This window comes from Niabella drilacis, from assembly GCF_900101395.1.
Classification (GTDB): domain Bacteria; phylum Bacteroidota; class Bacteroidia; order Chitinophagales; family Chitinophagaceae; genus Niabella; species Niabella drilacis.
Genome location: NZ_FMZO01000007.1, coordinates 171,357 through 188,844 on the forward strand (window position 1 = coordinate 171,357; position 17,488 = coordinate 188,844).

10 protein-coding genes are annotated in these 17,488 nt (G+C 48.0%); 6 read left to right on the forward strand and 4 right to left on the reverse strand.

The genetic code is table 11. The annotated features are described in order from the left end of the window. The first annotated feature begins 35 nt into the window (after positions 1 to 35). The 5 genes from BLS44_RS14195 to BLS44_RS14215 all read left to right on the forward strand — a co-directional run bounded on the left by BLS44_RS14195 (position 36) and on the right by BLS44_RS14215 (position 11,807). Positions 36 to 3,251: a SusC/RagA family TonB-linked outer membrane protein gene (locus BLS44_RS14195; protein ID WP_090390754.1), complete on the forward strand. Its 3,216-nt coding sequence runs from the start codon at positions 36 to 38 to the stop codon at positions 3,249 to 3,251. 14 nt (positions 3,252 to 3,265) lie between these two features. Next, positions 3,266 to 4,759, forward strand: coding sequence for a RagB/SusD family nutrient uptake outer membrane protein (locus BLS44_RS14200; RefSeq protein ID WP_090390755.1), 1,494 nt, complete (start codon positions 3,266 to 3,268; stop codon positions 4,757 to 4,759). A gap of 72 nt (positions 4,760 to 4,831) precedes the next feature. Continuing rightward, positions 4,832 to 7,489 (forward strand): glycoside hydrolase family 2 TIM barrel-domain containing protein, encoded by a 2,658-nt coding sequence (locus tag BLS44_RS14205; protein WP_090390756.1) that lies wholly within the window; start codon positions 4,832 to 4,834, stop codon positions 7,487 to 7,489. A 4-nt stretch (positions 7,490 to 7,493) separates the two neighbouring features. Continuing rightward, positions 7,494 to 9,392 carry a glycoside hydrolase family 71/99 protein gene (locus tag BLS44_RS14210; RefSeq protein WP_218127759.1) on the forward strand — a complete coding sequence of 633 codons (1,899 nt, stop codon included), beginning with the start codon at positions 7,494 to 7,496 and terminating at the stop codon, positions 9,390 to 9,392. 33 nt (positions 9,393 to 9,425) lie between these two features. Beyond that, positions 9,426 to 11,807: a glycoside hydrolase family 31 protein gene (locus BLS44_RS14215; protein WP_090390757.1), complete on the forward strand. Its 2,382-nt coding sequence runs from the start codon at positions 9,426 to 9,428 to the stop codon at positions 11,805 to 11,807. A gap of 182 nt (positions 11,808 to 11,989) precedes the next feature. Here BLS44_RS14215 and BLS44_RS14220 read toward each other — a convergent pair whose 3' ends face one another. The 4 genes from BLS44_RS14220 to BLS44_RS14235 all read right to left on the reverse strand — a co-directional run bounded on the left by BLS44_RS14220 (position 11,990) and on the right by BLS44_RS14235 (position 14,658). Next, positions 11,990 to 12,502, reverse strand: a complete 513-nt coding sequence (locus BLS44_RS14220; RefSeq protein WP_218127760.1) for an MFS transporter — start codon at positions 12,500 to 12,502, stop codon at positions 11,990 to 11,992. Positions 12,503 to 12,999: 497 nt separating this feature from the next. Next, the gene (locus BLS44_RS14225) at positions 13,000 to 13,668 is read right to left on the reverse strand and encodes an ArsR/SmtB family transcription factor (protein WP_090390759.1); all 669 of its coding nucleotides are present in this window, start codon (positions 13,666 to 13,668) and stop codon (positions 13,000 to 13,002) included. Then, on the reverse strand, positions 13,661 to 14,221 hold the full coding sequence (locus tag BLS44_RS14230) for a TlpA family protein disulfide reductase (protein ID WP_090390760.1): 561 nt from the start codon (positions 14,219 to 14,221) through the stop codon (positions 13,661 to 13,663). Before BLS44_RS14230 ends, BLS44_RS14225 begins: the two co-directional genes overlap by 8 nt. Continuing rightward, positions 14,218 to 14,658 carry a hypothetical protein gene (locus BLS44_RS14235; protein WP_090390847.1) on the reverse strand — a complete coding sequence of 147 codons (441 nt, stop codon included), beginning with the start codon at positions 14,656 to 14,658 and terminating at the stop codon, positions 14,218 to 14,220. Before BLS44_RS14235 ends, BLS44_RS14230 begins: the two co-directional genes overlap by 4 nt. A gap of 538 nt (positions 14,659 to 15,196) precedes the next feature. Between BLS44_RS14235 and BLS44_RS14240 the strand changes: the two genes are divergently transcribed. Continuing rightward, a complete protein-coding gene (locus BLS44_RS14240) occupies positions 15,197 to 17,362 on the forward strand; it encodes a TonB-dependent receptor (protein WP_090390761.1) in 2,166 nt (721 codons plus the stop codon). Positions 17,363 to 17,488: the final 126 nt, after the last annotated feature.

Sequence of the window (17,488 nt, forward strand, 5' to 3'; positions counted from 1 at the left end):
ACGGGTATAATATAATTAATGATAAATAAGCTGAAATGAAAATGACGAAAAAGATGCCCTTTGTTAAAGCTGTGGTGCTCCTGCTGATCATGGCAATAACATTTCAGGCGCAAGCACAAAATGGAATGATCGTTCAGGGCTCAGTAATGAACGATAAGGGGGAGCGGCTATCTTCCGCTACAATATCTGTGAAGAATGAGGGAGCTGTGACCGTTGCGGACAGCGCCGGGTATTTTTCAATTAAAGTAAAGGACAGGAATTCGGTCCTGGTTGCAGAACATATAGGATATAAAAGCTATGAACAAAAAATAGGGGAAGACAGGAACCCGACTATTGTGCTGACACCCGTTGCCGGTGACCTGGATAATGTGGTGGTGATCGGTTACGGAACCACTACAAGAAAATCTGTGTCAACATCCATATCCTCCGTAACGGCAAAGGATATTGCCGAAAAGCCCGTCACCAATGCCTTACAGGCGGTGCAGGGTAAAATGGCGGGCGTTAATATTCAGCAGGGCAGCGGCGCCCCCGGCGATGACCCGCAGGTTAAGATCCGGGGCGTTGGATCCATTGGCGCGGGCAATGCTCCCTTATATGTTGTTGATGGAGTACCGCTGGATGACGCCAATAGCTTTGGCCAGATCAACCCGGCCGATATTGCAACAATTGATGTATTAAAAGATGCCGCCGCTGCTGCTATTTACGGATCGCGTGCGGGTAATGGTGTGGTACTGGTAACAACCAAAAAAGGGAGGTCCGGCGATGCCCGGTTCCAGGTAAGTTCCTATGTTGGAATGCAGGAAGTCAGCAAATATATTAAGGTCTTGAACAAGGAGCAGTATATAGACTATGTGAAGGATGCTTACAATAATGCCGGCCGGGCCTATCCCGCTATATTTGACTACCCGGATTCAATGGCCAATGTTGACTGGCAGCGTGAGATCTTCGGAAAAGCGCCCATTTCCAATTTGGAGATCAATGCTTCGGGAGGGAATGATAAAACTAAATATTTTGTTTCCGGTTATATTTTGAACCAGGACGGGATCTTAAAAGGTACGGGGTTTAAACGGGGTGGTTTCAGAACAAATCTCGAACTTAATTTAAAGCCGTGGTTGAAAATGGGAGTGAACCTGGCCCCGTCCTATGGCATTACACAGGTGCGGCCCGCACAGGGAGCCGTAAACAGCGCAACCTTCAGTGTTAACTATGCCAATACTTCAGCGGCCAATCCTTCTTTGGGATCGCCCATTACTTTAGCGATCATGATGCCTCCCGTGCTGCCGGTTTATTTGCCGAATGGCGACTATGCTACCACGAATAACTGGCCGGGCCCGGGCGGTATGGGATTGCTGTTTAACGGGCAGCACTATAACCCGGTGCAAACGCTGGATCTATACCAGGACGAACATAAATCCTTCAAAGGCATCGGTAGTATGTACCTGCAGGTGGAACCCGTAAAAGGGCTGGTATTGAAAACCAACCTGGGCGGGGAGATGCGCTCTGATGAACGAGCCTGGACGATTCCGCCAACCCTGGCTTATGCCAGTGCCAATGCCGCCAACCTGAGCACGCCTATACAAACAGGATTGCAAAGCTCCCTGATAAAAGGGAACGGCTATAGCTGGACCTGGGAAAATACAGCCAATTACAAAGTAACATTGAACGGGATGCATAACCTGGACTTCTTACTGGGTTATGCCGCACAAAAGAGCCATTCCGAAGGTATCATGATACAGAACCAGGCAGGAACGGCAACCACCCTGTTTCTTTACTATCCTACAAATGGTACGGCCGTTCTTGGCTCAAGACCTGTATATAATGAGAATACAATGATCTCCAGTTTTGGACGTATCCAATATAACTATGATTACAGGTATCTATTCTCTGCAGCGATACGCCGGGACGGTTCTTCCCGCTTCGGCCTTCAAAACCGGTATGGTATTTTCCCGTCAGCCTCTGCTGCATGGAATATTTATGAAGAAGATTTTTTTAAGAACGGGCGTATAAAATCAATAATCCGTGATTTAAAAATAAGAGCAAGCTGGGGCCGGACCGGTAACTATAGTATCGGTGATTTTACCCGGTTGGGAGCGATGAACATTGCCAACTACGCTTTCGGAACCGGTACGGGTACTGCGGTATCCGGCGGGTTTGGACGGGGATCCTTTGACCTGGCTACTTTGGGCTGGGAAACGAATGAGCAATTTGATCTCGGTCTTGAATTTTCATTGCTAAAGAACCGGATCGTGTTTGCAACAGATTTTTACAACCGTATTTCAAAGGATCTTTTGCTGAATGCCAATGTTCCCGCTATATCAGGAGTGACGAATAGCGCGTATAAAAATATCGGCAATGTAAATAACCAGGGGCTGGAGTTTACATTAAACACGCGCAATTTAACAGGTGCGTTTAAGTGGAACAGTAATTTCAATATCTCGTTTAATAAAAATAAAATTACAGCGCTGGTTAGCACAGATCCTATTACCAGCAATATAACCGGCAATGCAGGTTATACGGGTACGATCCGCCAGGTGGTTGGTGGCTCGATCGGTGATTTTTACGGCCTGAAACAGATAGGAATATACAGCGCTGAAGACATGGCAGATCCCGGTGTTGCCAAATGGACCGGCGGAACAACACCTTCCCGTGAGGGCGATATTAAATATGCAGATATTAACGGGGATGGGAAAATTGATGGGACCGATATAACAAAGATAGGAACCGCCCAGCCTAAATTTACCTACGGCTTCAGCAATAATTTCAGCTATCATAATTTTGATCTGAATATCGTCCTGCAGGGTGTTTACGGCGGGCAGATCGCGAACGCACTGGTCCGGTATTCCAACACATTCGTAGGTGGCGACAATCCGTTTAGCTACGCCCTGGATCGGTGGAGAAGCCCGGATAATCCCGGAAACGGATGGATACCCAGGGCCGTGGCCTACAGCGGAAATGCGAACCCCGATCCGTTAGCGCAGTTCTCTACCTATAACCTGTTTAGTGCCTCTTACCTGCGGATCAACAATGTAACAATGGGTTATAACTTTTCCAACCTCCTGTTTCAGCGCGATAAACAGAAAACAGCGCGGTTATATTTTACCGTAATGAACGCTTATACATTCAGCAGCTACCCCGGTTATAACCCGGATGTAAATATGTTTGGCCGGAATGACGATGCCCGTTTTAATGTGGATATGGGCACCTATCCTTTGGCGCGCAGCTATGTGTTTGGTTTAAACATTGGATTTTAAATAAAAAATAACAGATGAAACAATATATAATTATCGCCGCTTTAGCAATAGGCAGCCTGCTTGCGGGAGGCTGCAGCAAGTCGTTCCTGGATGTGAACCAGCCCTCCTTAATACCGGCTACGGGATTTTATAAAGATTCCGCAAGTCTGGCCTCAGGCGTTACCGGTGTTTACAGCGCGATGCAGACCCTTTATGGTACCGGCACGAATGGTATCTTTATATTAGGAGACCTGGCCACCGACAATAGCTGGTCCATACAAACTTCCACGATCAACTGGAATGGACTTTTTATTACTTCATCAGACCTGGCGGTGGCAGCATTCTGGACCAATATTTACCGGGTTATCGGCCGGAGCAATGCCATAATAGAAGCGGCCCCCGGCATTGCAATGAATGAAACGGTTAAACAGCGTCTTGCAGGGGAAGCTAAATTTTTGAGGGCGCTGAGTTATTTTTATGCTGTAAGGATCTGGGGGAAGGTACCGTTGGTAACCAAACCTTTTGATGCGCCTGAAGATGCTTTTGTTGAAGGCCGTAATGATATCGGGGATATATATAGCCTCATTCTCCGGGATGTTTCCGATGCCTATAACGCACTGCCTGCTTACTACCCGCAGGCTGATGCCAATGCAGGAAGGGCTACCAGGGCCGCGGCCATAGCGCTGTGGGGAGAGGTACTGCTGACCCAGAAAAAGTACGAAGAAGCAGCCGTAAAGCTTGCGGAGATCGTAAATAATGAAAGCACCTACGGAGTGGCGCTCCTGCCGGACTACTCCGGTATTTTTACCGTGAATAATGAAATGAACAGCGAAATTATTTTTGCGATACGGTACCTTGCCGGGCAAAAGCCTTCCATCGGCAGCTCTTTCAACAACCAGTTTATGCCACGTAATTCCGAGAAAGTAACAACAGCGGATAAACTGTCCTTAACAACGGCTTATGGAGGCAATAGCATTCATCCCGATTTGCTGGAGGCATTTGAAGAAGGCGACAGGCGCAAAGCTGCTTCAATAGACTCAAGTACGGTGGATCTTATTAACGGTCATCCGGTGATGTATTCAAAAAAGTATTTGAATGCCGGCAATACAGCACTGAACGACGGCAACAACGACTGGATCGAATACCGGTATGCAGATGTATTGCTCATGTATGCAGAGGCTTTAAATGAAAATGGCAAAAGCGCAGAAGCCAATAAAATGATTACAAGAGTTCGTCAACGGGCCGGATTGGACGAGCTGGACTATACGGATCAGGCCGATTTGCGTGCCAGGTTATTGCATGAGAGAAGGGTAGAGCTGAATATGGAAGGGAAACGGTGGTTTGATCTGTTGAGGAACGGCAATCTGATCCCCACATTAAACACCTTTATGACAAAAGACTATGGCGCTTACGGCGTGGCAAGGCCCCAGGGCCCTGCATTAGAATCTTACCGGCTGTTACTGCCTGTGCCGTTAGCGGAAATACGTACCAATCCCCGGCTGGCCCCCAATAACGACGGGTATAACTAACCGGATAAATGCCGGGAGCCGGGGATGGCAGCAGTCTGCGTCATCCGGGTCCTGTAATAAAATGTTTGAATAATGAGTCCTGCAAAATTTTTCTTTCTCTTTTTGCTATCAGGCGCGGTACTGGTAGCCCGTGCGCAGCGGGCTGTTGAAAGTTTTAATGATGGCTGGTATTTTTACAGGGGAGATATGGCTGGAGCCCCCGGGAAAAACGGGGATGAAGCGCAGTGGAAGCCGGTTCATTTACCACATAGCTGGAATAGTGAAGATGCATATCAAACAAAAAATTACTATCGGGGAGTTGGCTGGTACCGCAAGCGCATCTTTATTCCGGAAACGCCGGATGGGAAACGGGTTTATTTAAAATTTGACGGCGCTCTGCTCAGTGCAGCAGTATATGTGAATGGAAAGCCGGTAACAAAGCATGAAGGAGGATATACGGCCTTCCAGGCAGAAATTACGCCCTACCTCCATGCGGGTGAAAACCTTGTTGCCGTAAAAGTGGATAACAGCCCGCAGCAGATTGCCCCGCTATCCGGTGACTTTACGCTGTTTGGCGGCATTTACAGGGATGCATGGAAAATAACAACAGCTGCCGTTCATTTTGATATGAACAATAGCGGTTCTAAAGGGGTGTTTATTCAAACGCCTGTTGTTTCCGAAAAGCGGGCCGTTACCATTGTTACGGGGGCTGTTCAGAATGATGGAACAAAAAATAAAAAAGTAAAAATATCAAACGCCGTGATCAGCCCCTCGGGTACTGTTGTTTCTGTTAAGTCAGAAACGGTCAGTATTCCGTCGAAGCAAATGGTCCGTTTTTCCATTAAAAATCCACCGGTGACGGATCCGCTTCTGTGGTCGCCGGAAACGCCCCGGCTCTATACCTGTAAAACAACCATTGCAGATGCAGTTACCGGAGAACTGTTGGATGCGCTGACGAACAGGATCGGTTATCGCTGGTATCGGTTTGATGGCGGGGAGGGATTCTTTCTCAATGGCCGGCCCTATAAATTATTGGGAGTGTCCCGTCACCAGGACCAGGCGGGCTTTGGCAACGCGCTGAGTGCGGAGCAGCATCGTCGTGATGTACAGTTGATAAAAGACCTGGGCGCTAATTTTTTACGTATCTCCCATTACCCGCAAAGCGATGTTGTACTGGAAGAATGCGACCGGCTGGGGATCCTGGCCTGGGAAGAAATTCCGGTAGTGGATATGATCTCGCTTGCCCCGGAGTTCGCAAAAACAACCGAAACCCAGCTGCGGGAGATGATCCGTCAGCATTATAACCACCCTGCTGTTATCGTTTGGGGATATATGAATGAGATCATGCTGGGAACCCTCAGGAAGATCCCGCCGGAGCAATACAGGCGCTATTTTGACGCCACTGTAAAAATGGCCCGGCATTTAAACGCAGTCGTAAAAGAAGAAGATCCCCACAGGTTTACGGCAACCGCGCAGCATGAAAACCTGCCGGCTTATGATAGTATCGGGCTCTCACCGGTGCCGGATGTTTTGGGATGGAATTTATACCAGGGCTGGTATGGCGGGGATGTGAAGGCTTTTGGAACCTTTATGGATGACCAGCACCGGCTGCATCCCGGGCGGGCGCATATCATCAGCGAGTATGGGGCTGGTGCCGACCGGCGTATTCATAGCTTACGGCCCCAATGCTTCGATTTTAGTATCGAGTATGCCGAATCCTATCATGAAGCTATGTGGCCGATGATCCGGGACCGTAAATATATTGCGGGGTCCAGCTTATGGAACCTCATCGATTTTGGATCGGCCAACCGGGAAGAGACCATGCCGCATGTCAATAACAAGGGAATTGTTTATGCAGACCGGAGCCCTAAGGATATGTTCTACTATTATAAGGCCAGCTTCAATAAGGAACCGGTTGTACATATTGCCTCCCGTGATTGGGATAACAGGGCGGGCCTGCAATTAAAGCCGGAAGACAGTACCGTTATACAACCCCTCAAAGTATATTCCAACCTGGACAGGATCGAGCTTTTTGCAAATGGCAGATCATTGGGCGTAAAAGAAGTGCATAATTGCATGGCCATTTGGGACCTGCCTTTTACCCGGGGTGTCAATGAGCTGGAAGCACGCGGACAAAAAAACGGAATTGTTTTCAAAGATAGATCCCAGGTCCGGTTTGCTTTTCAGCCCAATCATGTAAGCCATGTCGATAATGCATTTGACCTGGGTGTAAATGTAGGCAGCAATTGTTTTTTTACAGAGCAGGCGTCCGGTTTTACATGGTTGCCCGACCAGGAATACCGGCCGGGTAGCTGGGGGTATATCGGCGGCCAGGAGTTTACCAATACGCCCGGCAGGATCGGTATTCAAACGGAAATAAAAGGTACGCATAATATCCCGCTGTATCAGACGATGCGTGCCGGGTTAAAAGCATACCGGTTTGATGTGCCGGACGGTCAATACGAAGTAACGCTGGGCTTTGCAGAGCCGGGCGCCAAGCCGGAGTTTATCATCAATGACATCGGCTACGATCCCAACCGGACGAAAGATAATAGTGTGTTTAATATATCCATAAACGGTGTTGAAAAATTGAACCATTTTAACCTGCTGGAAAGTTACGGTGCAGCAACCGCCGTTGACAGGAAGTATATGGTCGATGTAAAAAATAACGAGGGCATAACGGTGGATTTTCAACCGGTGAAGGGCGCAACCTTGTTAAGTGTTATTAAAGTGAAAAGAAAAAGCTACTGATTCAATGAAAGGATTCAGGCAAACTGAAATCGTTAAGACCGGGTTCCTGCTGCTCATACTGTTCCTTGTTTTCAATGCAGGCGCTCAGCAGACAGGGAACGGAAAAAAAGTGTACGTGGATTACCATGGCACCCGTTACTCCCGCGAGCATGACGGGATGCTGGGCCGCTGGTCTTTTTATGGCCTTTCCGGGAAATCGGAAACGCCTTTAAAGCTGATGTGCTATAACGGGGACAATATCCTGGAAAACGGGAAGCACCAGATCGCGGCGGTTCATTATCCTTTAACGGGGATACAATCCAACCTGGATCCCGACTTTATTGAGTACCAGATCCTGTCTGCCAGGACAGCAAAAATCGATGGCATTTTTATTGAATGGGGATTCCCCGAACATGAATCTACCTGGCTGCTGGATGCCTTCAGGAAAGTAGCGGCCAAATATCATTTTGAAATAGGGGTAAACTGGTGTGATGGCTGGCTGTATTATGACTGGATCACAAAACTGCGGCCGGAAATAAAAACAAGGGAAGAAAAGACCGCGCATTTTATAACATCCTTACAATATTTAACGGATAGCGTATTTTCAACGCCAACAGCTCCAAAAGTGAAAGGGGTGCCGGTTTATTATTTGTTTGGCGGCGGCATCAGGAGCGGTGAATACGACAGCGTGGTAACAAAGCATTCATTCCGTTTGCCGGGCGCGGCCGGTTCACCGCAGGGGTTGCGCAGGGTGGCGGAATGGGGGGAGCTCGTGAACGGCCGGTATGAATCGCCTCCGCTGGATACCGAATTCGCCACCTGGGAACGATTGGGCATGTCGCCAACGGCATGGATACCGCCGCGGGTGCGCAGGATAGATGCCGGGCATCCCTATTGGGACAACTACGCAACACGCGAAGATGTGCTCCGTTCCATGGAGCCTTTTAAAGCCAAAGTCTGGGATCAGCCCCGGGATTCCGGGGGATCCGCTCTTATCCGGTCCGGGTTTGTGACGCCGGGTATGGACAACCGGGGATGCGGCGGCTGGGGGCGCGGCCATTTCTTTTATATTTCGAGAGAGGGCGGCCAATTATATGATGACCTGTGGAAATACAACCTTGCATCCGGGGACAACCTGGATATGATGTTTATTGCATCATGGAGCGATTATACAGAGGGACATGAAATAGAACCGACTGTTGAAAACGGGTACAGGGAACTGCAGACCACTTTACGCAGGGCCGCCGAATTTAAAGAGGAATCCTATACGGAAAAAGGAATCCGTCTCCCCCTGGAATTATTCCGGCTGAGAAAAGCGAGCCGGTTTTTAAGTGATCTGGACTATGAACAGCATTTTGAAAACAAACGGCTGGATCAGATTGCCCGGCTCATCAGCGATGGTGCATACAAAGAGGCCGCAAGGCGCTTAAAAAAAGAGGCAAAGCATTATAAGCGGGCAACAAAATATTGGGTCACTGCCAAAAAATACAGCCTGGGGGCAACCCTCTTGATCAATGGTCAGCAACAAAGGTCCGGTGTTGTTTTGGAAGCGGGCAAAAAGCATTACATAACCATTGATGAGGCATTGCGTAAAAAGTTTGCAGGCACTTATTATGAAGGGTATATCAATTTTGAGTACCTGGACAGCGGGAAATTAAATCAAACGGTTGTTTACAGTAACACCACGCGTGTAAAAGATCCTGTTGTTCATACCGGCGACTTTTCGGTTGTCGGCGAGATCAGAACCGCAAACTCAGGCCAGTGGAAAAAAGCAAAGATTAAGCTGATCAAAGCGAACATCGATTTTCTACATACTTACGATAAAGCCGCGTCCTTTAAAATAGCCGGCAATGTGCCGGTGCGGAATGTGACGATGGATTTTACGGTATTTGAGCAGCGCAACATCATTACAGGACGCCGGTAAAATCATGCTTCGGCCTTATTCATATCCATTGTTATGAAACATAGAATACTTTTTTTACTGTTCCCGGTCTTTATTGCGGCAACCTTTACTGCGGGCGCCCGGCAGATTGCTAAAGACGGGTTTACAGCCAGTATGCATGATATTACAACCAAAGTGGTTTTTATAACAGACGATATCGTACGTGTATACAAATACCCCAAAGGAGGCGTGGATGAAAGGAAAAGCCGGGTGGTGAATCGTCCGCTATCCCACGGACCAATAACCATGGGAGACGGGCCGGTAGCGATAACGGCTGCCAGCAGATCGCTCAAAGTCCGTTACGACAAAGTTTCGGGTACGCTGACTTTTTACAGGGCCAATACCTTACTGGCGGCAGAAGCCCCGGGAACCGTTTCTTTTGTTCCTGTTGATGATGATGGCAAACCTGCATGGCAGGTAACACAGGGCTTTGCCTTTCAAAAGGATGAAGCGGTTTATGGATTTGGTCAGCATCAGAACGGGAAATTGAATCAGCGTTTTGAAGAGCTGCTGCTGCGCCAGCGTAATATGAGTATAGCCATCCCCTTTTTTCAGTCGGTAAAAGGTTATGGCATTTACTGGGATAATTATTCGCTTAGCAGGTATATCCCGGGAGCAGAAGGAGGAACGCTCACCTCTGAGGTCGGAGATGGTGTCGCGTATTATTTTATTGCGGCAAAAAATGCGGATGGTGTTATTAGTAACTACCGTTTGCTGACGGGGTCCGTTCCTATGCTGCCTCTGTGGAGCTTGGGATATGTTCAAAGCCGGGAACGGTACCGGAGCCAGTACGAGCTGGTGGATGTGGTAAAAAAATACCGGGAGCTGGAAGTGCCGTTGGATGCGGTGATACAGGACTGGCAATACTGGGGCTCGAATGACAGTAACTGGAACGCAGTGGGTTTCAATAACCCGGGATTCCCTGATCCCGGAAGGGCCATTGATTCTATACACCGGATGCATGCGAAAGTGCTGATCTCCGTGTGGCCCTCTTTTGGTGCAGGCACCGGCATTTATAAGGAGCTGGAAAAAAAAGGAATGCTGTATCATTTCTATACCTTCCCGGTAAAGAATTATGTAAAAGTATACGATGCGTTTAACCCGGCAGCCAGGAATATTTATTGGGACTATATGAATAAAAACCTGTTCTCATTGGGTATTGATGGCTGGTGGCTGGATGCAACGGAGCCTGTGCAAAAAAGTGTAACAGGAAATACGGACCGGAAAGCCAATGAGCATGAAATAGCCGTCAAAGACCTGTTAACGAGCGTTGAAGGAGTATCAACGCATATTGGCAGTTTTAAACGGTATGGGAACCTGTATCCATATGAAGCGGTGAAAGGGGTTTATGAAGGACAACGGAATACGAACACCGGCAAGCGTGCTTATATTCTTACCCGTTCGGCATTTGCGGGGCAGCAGCAAACGGGCAGTATGCTTTGGTCTGGCGATGTAACGGCAAGCTGGGAAGTGCTGAAAGCACAAATACCGGCAGCGTTGAACCTGACCATGTCCGGTATGCCTTACTGGAATTCAGATATCGGTGGTTTTTTTGTAAGAAATTACCCGGGAGGGATCCGGAATCTCCATTACCGGGAACTGTATATAAGATGGCTGCAGTTTGCTGCCTTTACCGCCCTCATGCGATCGCATGGTACCAATACGCCGCGGGAAATTTATCAGCTTGGAAAAAGGGGCGATATCGCTTTTGATGTTGCCGAAAAATTTATCCGTCTGCGCTACCGCCTGCAGCCTTACATTTATTCAGCCATGTGGGCCGTTACCCGTAATAACGCCAGTCTTATGCGCCCGTTAGTAATGGATTATCCGGAGGATCCGATGGTCTGGAATAACAACAATACATATTTATTCGGAGAAAGTATTTTAGTGAACCCGGTAACCGATTCAATTTTTAAAACCGGCGTAACAGCTTTGAATGATAAAGAAACGATTGCGGTGGATACCCGTTTGCCGGCAGGGTGGTGGTATGATTTCTGGAGTGACGCAAAGCACAGGGGAGGAACAGCTATTGCACAAAAGATCAGCTTATCCGGTATGCCCGTTTTTATCAGGGCCGGTACTATTCTTCCTTTGGCAGCTGTTCCGCAGTATTCAGCGATCAGCAATTTTAAAGACCTGGAAATTAAAATATACCCCGGGAAGAGTGGAACTTTTGAATTATATGAAGATGAAGGAAATGATTATAGCTATGAAAAGGGACAATGCTCGTTGATCCGGTTCAGCTGGAATGATAAGACCCGGGTACTGACCGTTGAGCCACGCAGGGGAGCTTTTAACGGAATGTCCGGAACACGTGGCTTTACAATAAGAATTGCAGGAACTAAAGCTGTTAAACAGGTTACTTATTCAGGCGCGCGGGTCTTAGTGCGGATGTAGCCGGGCGCCCGGGCAAAAGAGACGATCACATGTTTTTTTGAAACGCGCCGGATTCCCCGGTTGCTCCGGACGGAACCGTAAATGATGGATATGTTTGTTCGCTAATCCTTTCACCGGTTGTTTTAAAGATGAAAGCAACCCGATGAATTGTTATTCGTTTGGGAGTTGAACATAACCGGTGATCAGTAAGCACCATGTATTTCATTGATGAAGATCTGCTTATGCAGGGTTTCTTTCATATTGACCCAAACTACAATGCCGGATAAAAATGTAACAATGCCCGCGATGTGTACTGCCCATACCAGCCTCTGTAGACCGGCTATGAGGCCGGAGAGCACAGCTCCCACGGCATACCCGATATCCCGCCAGAAGCGATACACGCCTAAGGAGGACGCCCGCCAGGAAGGATGCGCCGCATCACTTACGGCCGCCAGCAAAGCGGGGTAAACCATGGCCGTGCCCATACCCAGGAGCACCGATCCAACGATACCGGACGTGAAGGGACTAAAGAGTTCCAGGCCGATAACAATATGCCCCAATACCTGCACAAACATGCCCCATACGATCAACGGCTCCCTGCCGATCTTATCTGCCAGGGGGGCTGTAATGATTTGTCCAACACCCCAAACAACCGGGTATATCGCCTTGATCCATCCCACGCCTTCGAGGCCTACACCCGCGGATATAAAAAGCAATCCACCAGCATATTTACCAGTACCAGTACCGTAAATTGCTGCCCGTTTTTTTGAGTCCCAGTGCAGTGCCGGTCATGGATGATCATTTTTAGTAAGTACAATGTGCAAAGATAACAAAAATTTTACTATTCAATAGATTTATTGAATAGTTATTATTGCAGATGCCCGGTATTTGCCCCGGCAACGTACTATACCGGAGGTCGGGAGCCTGAACCCGGCGAGGTGCCCGCACAGTGGTTTTTGGTTGGGCTATCAAAAGCTTAGTGTTTTGGTGATCTCCGGGGCTGTTGAATGGCCCTTACGGGTAATGAAACAGGTTCGGCATGACCATCGTATAATTGATCTTCAGGAGGTAGCGTGATCGGGATCCGGCTTTGGCAACCTGTTCGAGTACCTGATGAGCGTGATCCCATAGAACCCTGAACAACTCCGGGCCTTCGGCGCAGGACGCCAATGCGATTTTTGCTATATCATTTTTATAAATGACAACCGGTGTATTAACTTACCTGCGCTACGGGGTACCCTTTCTGCCTCCATTCAGGAAACCCTTCTTCCATACGTGCGGCTTTGTATCCGTTTTCCTTTAGCAGGGCAACCGCCTCATCGGCATACACGCAGAAAGGCCCCCGGCAATAAGCCACGATCAGCTTTCTTTTGGGCAGTTTTTTTAAATAAGCGGCAAGGCTTTCCAGCGGTACAGACAACGCCCGGTGTATATGCCCCCGGTTATATTCTTCTTCCGGACGTACATCCAGTATCACAGCCTGCTCTTTTTGGAGCAGCCGGGCCAGGGTTTCCGCATCGATCAGGTCCGTATCACGGCTCTTTCCTTTGCGGAAATCGCTGATCACTTTTGCAGCTTCTGCGTTGTGAGCAAGCCCCAGGTTGCGAAGCTCCACCCAGGTGTCAAAAACGTTTTCACCGGCCAGGGAATAGTGGATGAAATTTCCATTCCGGGCCACCGTTACCAGCCGGGCATTTTTTAGTGTTTGCAGGTGCTGCGAGGCATTGGCGACCGACATTCCTGTGTAAGCAGCGATCTGTTCTACCGAAAAAGGCCCCTGGGCCAGCAGGTCAATGACCTCCAGCCGGTGCGGATTGGCCAGGGCTTTAACCAGCTTTGCTAATTCGGTATACACCTTATCTTTAAATAGCCGTTTATTCATGTTTGCTATTGTTCAATGTTGCTGCTTTTATTGATCTGGGCTGTTCCCTCGTGGCGCCCAAACGGCGCTGTATAAGGTTTTCCAGCTCTTTTTCATGAAGATTAATGGCAATGATCTTGTTTTGTTCATCCACCAGTACATTAAAGGGCAGTTCTTCTATACCATAATCCTTTGCAACCGGGCTTCTCCAGAATTTGAGGTCGCTGACCTGCACCCAGTTTATTTTAAGGCGATCCACTGTTTTTTTCCAGGTGCTTTTGTCTTTGTCAAGAGAAACGCCAATGATTTCAAATTTCCCTTCTTTGACCTCAGGTGCAAATTTTTCGTACAGGGCTTTCAGTTGCGGTTGTTCCTTTACGCAGGGAGCGCACCAGGTGGCCCAAAAATCAATGAGCACCAACCGGCCTTTTAAAGAGGAAAGCGCAAACATACTTCCATCCATACGGGGTAGCGTAATTTCAGGGGCAATGCTGCCTGTTTTTAGCGGGGTACTTTGAGCAGCAGTAGTAACTGCAAAAAGAAGACTGATGAGCGTACAAAGGATCCGGTTCATTCATTATCATTTGTCGGATAATCTTTATCCAGCCAATCTGCCTTAATATTTTTGGGTATGTTAAGCAGCCGGGCCTTTTTAAATCCCATACCCGTCAGTGTCTTAAACGCAGGGCGAATATTGGGGCATTTATCAAAAGGACAGCAGCCGCAATAAATAATTACCTCCTTGTTCCTGGAAACGTTTTTGAGATAACTTTTTAGCTTAGCGAAGTGTTCCGGCTCATGAGCAGGCCCCATGTCAACAGATCCCCTGATAACAGCATCCGGTCCCACTGATAGAATAAGGATATTGCCCGTTTGTTTTTTATCGATCTGTTCGGCAAGTGCCCGCGGGGCGATCAATTGCTGTTCCTTCCAGGGCTCTTTTGCACTTTGTGCCACCAGGCCGCTTTTAAATAACAGGAGCAGGACTAACAAAAAAACGGGATACTTCATAATTGTTCTTTCCGTAAAGATACGCATTGATAACTGTTATTCAATGAAATCATTGAATAGGAGGTTGGTGGGCAGGCAGTGCTGTCTTTATGCTGCTAAAAAACGTTCCGGCGGGATGGTATTTTGTTGCCGGTTTAGTGGTTTGGGATGGACCTTTATACTAAATTTGCGGATCTTGATAAAGTGCCTTGGGTATATATTGATCTTTTGGGTATTGTTCAGCAGCATGCTGCCTTGCTCCGTCCTGGATGGATGTGAGGACGAGCATACAATGGAGCAATCTTCTCGCCCGGAAAAGCACAATGATTGCAGCAACTGTTCGCCTTTTTCAATCTGTTCTGTATATCACGGTTGTGTGATCAACCCGGCAAACATCGGTTTAACAGTACCCGGGACGTATATCGTACAGGCTTATCCTGATTTTTATATCGGAACCCGGTCAGACTATCACGCCCGCCTGTTCCAGCCTCCCAGGGTTTAAGCAGTCATTTTTAATAACTGTAATTCTATTTGTTAATTTTTATTTTACTATAATAAAATGAAGAAATTGCTATTGCTGAGCATGGTAATGTTAGGTGCTTATGTATCGTATGCTCAAAATCATTTAACCCTGTCCATAAAAAATAAAGAAGATAAAAGCCCGCTGCCGGGTGCAACCGTTGTCATTGAAACACCCGGGAAATCAGCGGTAGCGGATAGTTTGGGCCGGGCGACTATTGAAAATCTCCCTGACGGCAGCTATGCCGTTGCGGTAAGCTTTGCAGGTTTTAAAGAGGAGAAAATCACTATTACACTTCCACAAGCAGATGCCGCCGGTAGTGAGGTATTGCTGGAACATGATGAGGCGGGGCATGAAGATGAGGAAGAAGTAGTGGTAACCAGCACCCGTATCAGTCGCACCATTGCCAATACGCCCACCCGTACAGAAGTGATCTCCGGGGAGGAGCTGGAAGAAAAAGGGAATATGAAGCCGGGCGATATCCGGATGATGCTGAATGAAAGCACGGGTATCCAGACCCAGCAAACCTCGGCCACGTCGTTTAATTCAGGTATAAGAATACAGGGACTGGACGGCCGTTATACTCAAATGCTGAGGGATGGTTATCCGCTGTATTCCGGGTTTTCAGGCGGTCTTTCCCTATTGCAGATCGCGCCGCTGGATCTGAAGCAGGTAGAAGTGATCAAGGGATCTGCATCCACGCTTTATGGCGGTGGTGCCATTGCCGGGCTCGTTAACCTCATCTCCAAAACACCGGGAGCACACCGGGAGTTGAATTTCCTGGCGAACGGGACTACTGCCGGTGGACTTGACCTGAGCGGTTTTTACAGCCGGCGGTATGGAAAAGCAGGAGTAACTGTATTTGCTTCCCGGAACAGTAATAGGGCATACGATCCGGCTGATATTGGTCTGTCCGCTATTCCCAAATTTGAGCGCTATACCATCAATCCCCGTTTATTCCTGTATGGAAAAAGAACGACTGCTCATTTTGGAGTTACCTATATTACCGAAGACCGTACCGGGGGAAGTATGGATTATATCAAAAAAGGGAATCCCGGATTTTTTGAAAAGAACAATACGGACCGGGTCACTACCCAGCTGGGCATAGCACATAAGCTTTCTGAAAATTCAACCTTACAGCTAAAGAACAGCTATAGTCGCTTTGACCGGCTGATCGCCATTCCTGATTACCAGTTTGATGGTCTGCAGCAATCCTCCTTTTCTGAACTGACCTGGAACCGGTCAGGTGAAAAGGCTGATTGGGTAATTGGAGCAAATGTTTTAACGGAAGATCTGAAAGAGCGCAAACAGACGGACTTCCCTTTGAGGAATTATTCGTATGTAACTTATGGATTGTTTGCTCAAAATGCCTGGACGGTTTCGGACCTGCTGGTTTTGGAAACCGGGCTGCGGGGCGATTATGTAACCCATTACGGGTTTGAGCTGATGCCCCGTGTGTCGGCCATGTTTAAAATTGCACCTGCGCTTACAACCCGCATCGGTGGCGGCTATGGATATAAAACGCCGACCTTCTTTACAGAAGAGGCAGAACGGATGCAATTCCGGAACCTGTTGCCGATAGACGTTCATCGTGCTGAAAATGAGCGATCAGTTGGCGGTAACTGGGATATTAATTACCGTACTTCCATCGGGGCTGTGGGTATTAGCCTGAATCACCTGTTCTTTTACACGAAGCTGCGCCGCCCGCTGGTACTGGTAACAGAAGACGACGGAACGGCGGCGCTTAAAAACTCAGATGGTTACCTGGACACAAAGGGTATGGAGACCAATTTAAGATTTACCTATGGCGATTTTAAATTGTTTGTAGGCTATACGTATACCGATGCCAATACCCATTTTACCGGGGCAAAAGAGTGGCTTCCTTTAACGGCCCGGCACCGGCTGAATAATGTGCTGATGTATGAAGTGGAGGATAAATGGAAATTGGGCCTGGAAGCGTACTATTACAGCAAGCAGCAATTGAGTGACGGTACCAGCGGAAAGCCTTACTGGATCACCGGTTTCATGGCGGAGAAGCTTTGGGAAAAGTTTTCGCTGTTTGTGAACTTCGAAAATTTTACGGATACCCGTCAGACCCGTTTTGGCAGTATCTATACCGGAACGATTGATAACCCGGTCTTCCGGGATATTTATGCACCATTGGATGGGTTTGTGGTAAACGGGGGGATAAAACTGAAACTGTAAGGGATGCTTCGGTTTATTTGAGGGCTTGTATAAAAGCGCAAAAGCGGGTCAATAGCTTTTTATTGACCCGCTTTTATTGATCCCCGGCTCCGCCCCCGATCTCCAAAAAAAAACGTATAGTAGGAG

Coding starts and splice junctions, on each gene's coding strand:
- BLS44_RS14240 (WP_090390761.1), top strand. CDS start 15,197: ATGAAGAAATTGCTATTGCTGAGCATGGTAATGTTAGGTGCTTATGTA.
- BLS44_RS14215 (WP_090390757.1), top strand. CDS start 9,426: ATGAAACATAGAATACTTTTTTTACTGTTCCCGGTCTTTATTGCGGCA.
- BLS44_RS14210 (WP_218127759.1), top strand. CDS start 7,494: ATGAAAGGATTCAGGCAAACTGAAATCGTTAAGACCGGGTTCCTGCTG.
- BLS44_RS14225 (WP_090390759.1), bottom strand. CDS start 13,668: ATGAATAAACGGCTATTTAAAGATAAGGTGTATACCGAATTAGCAAAG.
- BLS44_RS14230 (WP_090390760.1), bottom strand. CDS start 14,221: ATGAACCGGATCCTTTGTACGCTCATCAGTCTTCTTTTTGCAGTTACT.
- BLS44_RS14200 (WP_090390755.1), top strand. CDS start 3,266: ATGAAACAATATATAATTATCGCCGCTTTAGCAATAGGCAGCCTGCTT.
- BLS44_RS14195 (WP_090390754.1), top strand. CDS start 36: ATGAAAATGACGAAAAAGATGCCCTTTGTTAAAGCTGTGGTGCTCCTG.
- BLS44_RS14205 (WP_090390756.1), top strand. CDS start 4,832: ATGAGTCCTGCAAAATTTTTCTTTCTCTTTTTGCTATCAGGCGCGGTA.
- BLS44_RS14235 (WP_090390847.1), bottom strand. CDS start 14,658: ATGAAGTATCCCGTTTTTTTGTTAGTCCTGCTCCTGTTATTTAAAAGC.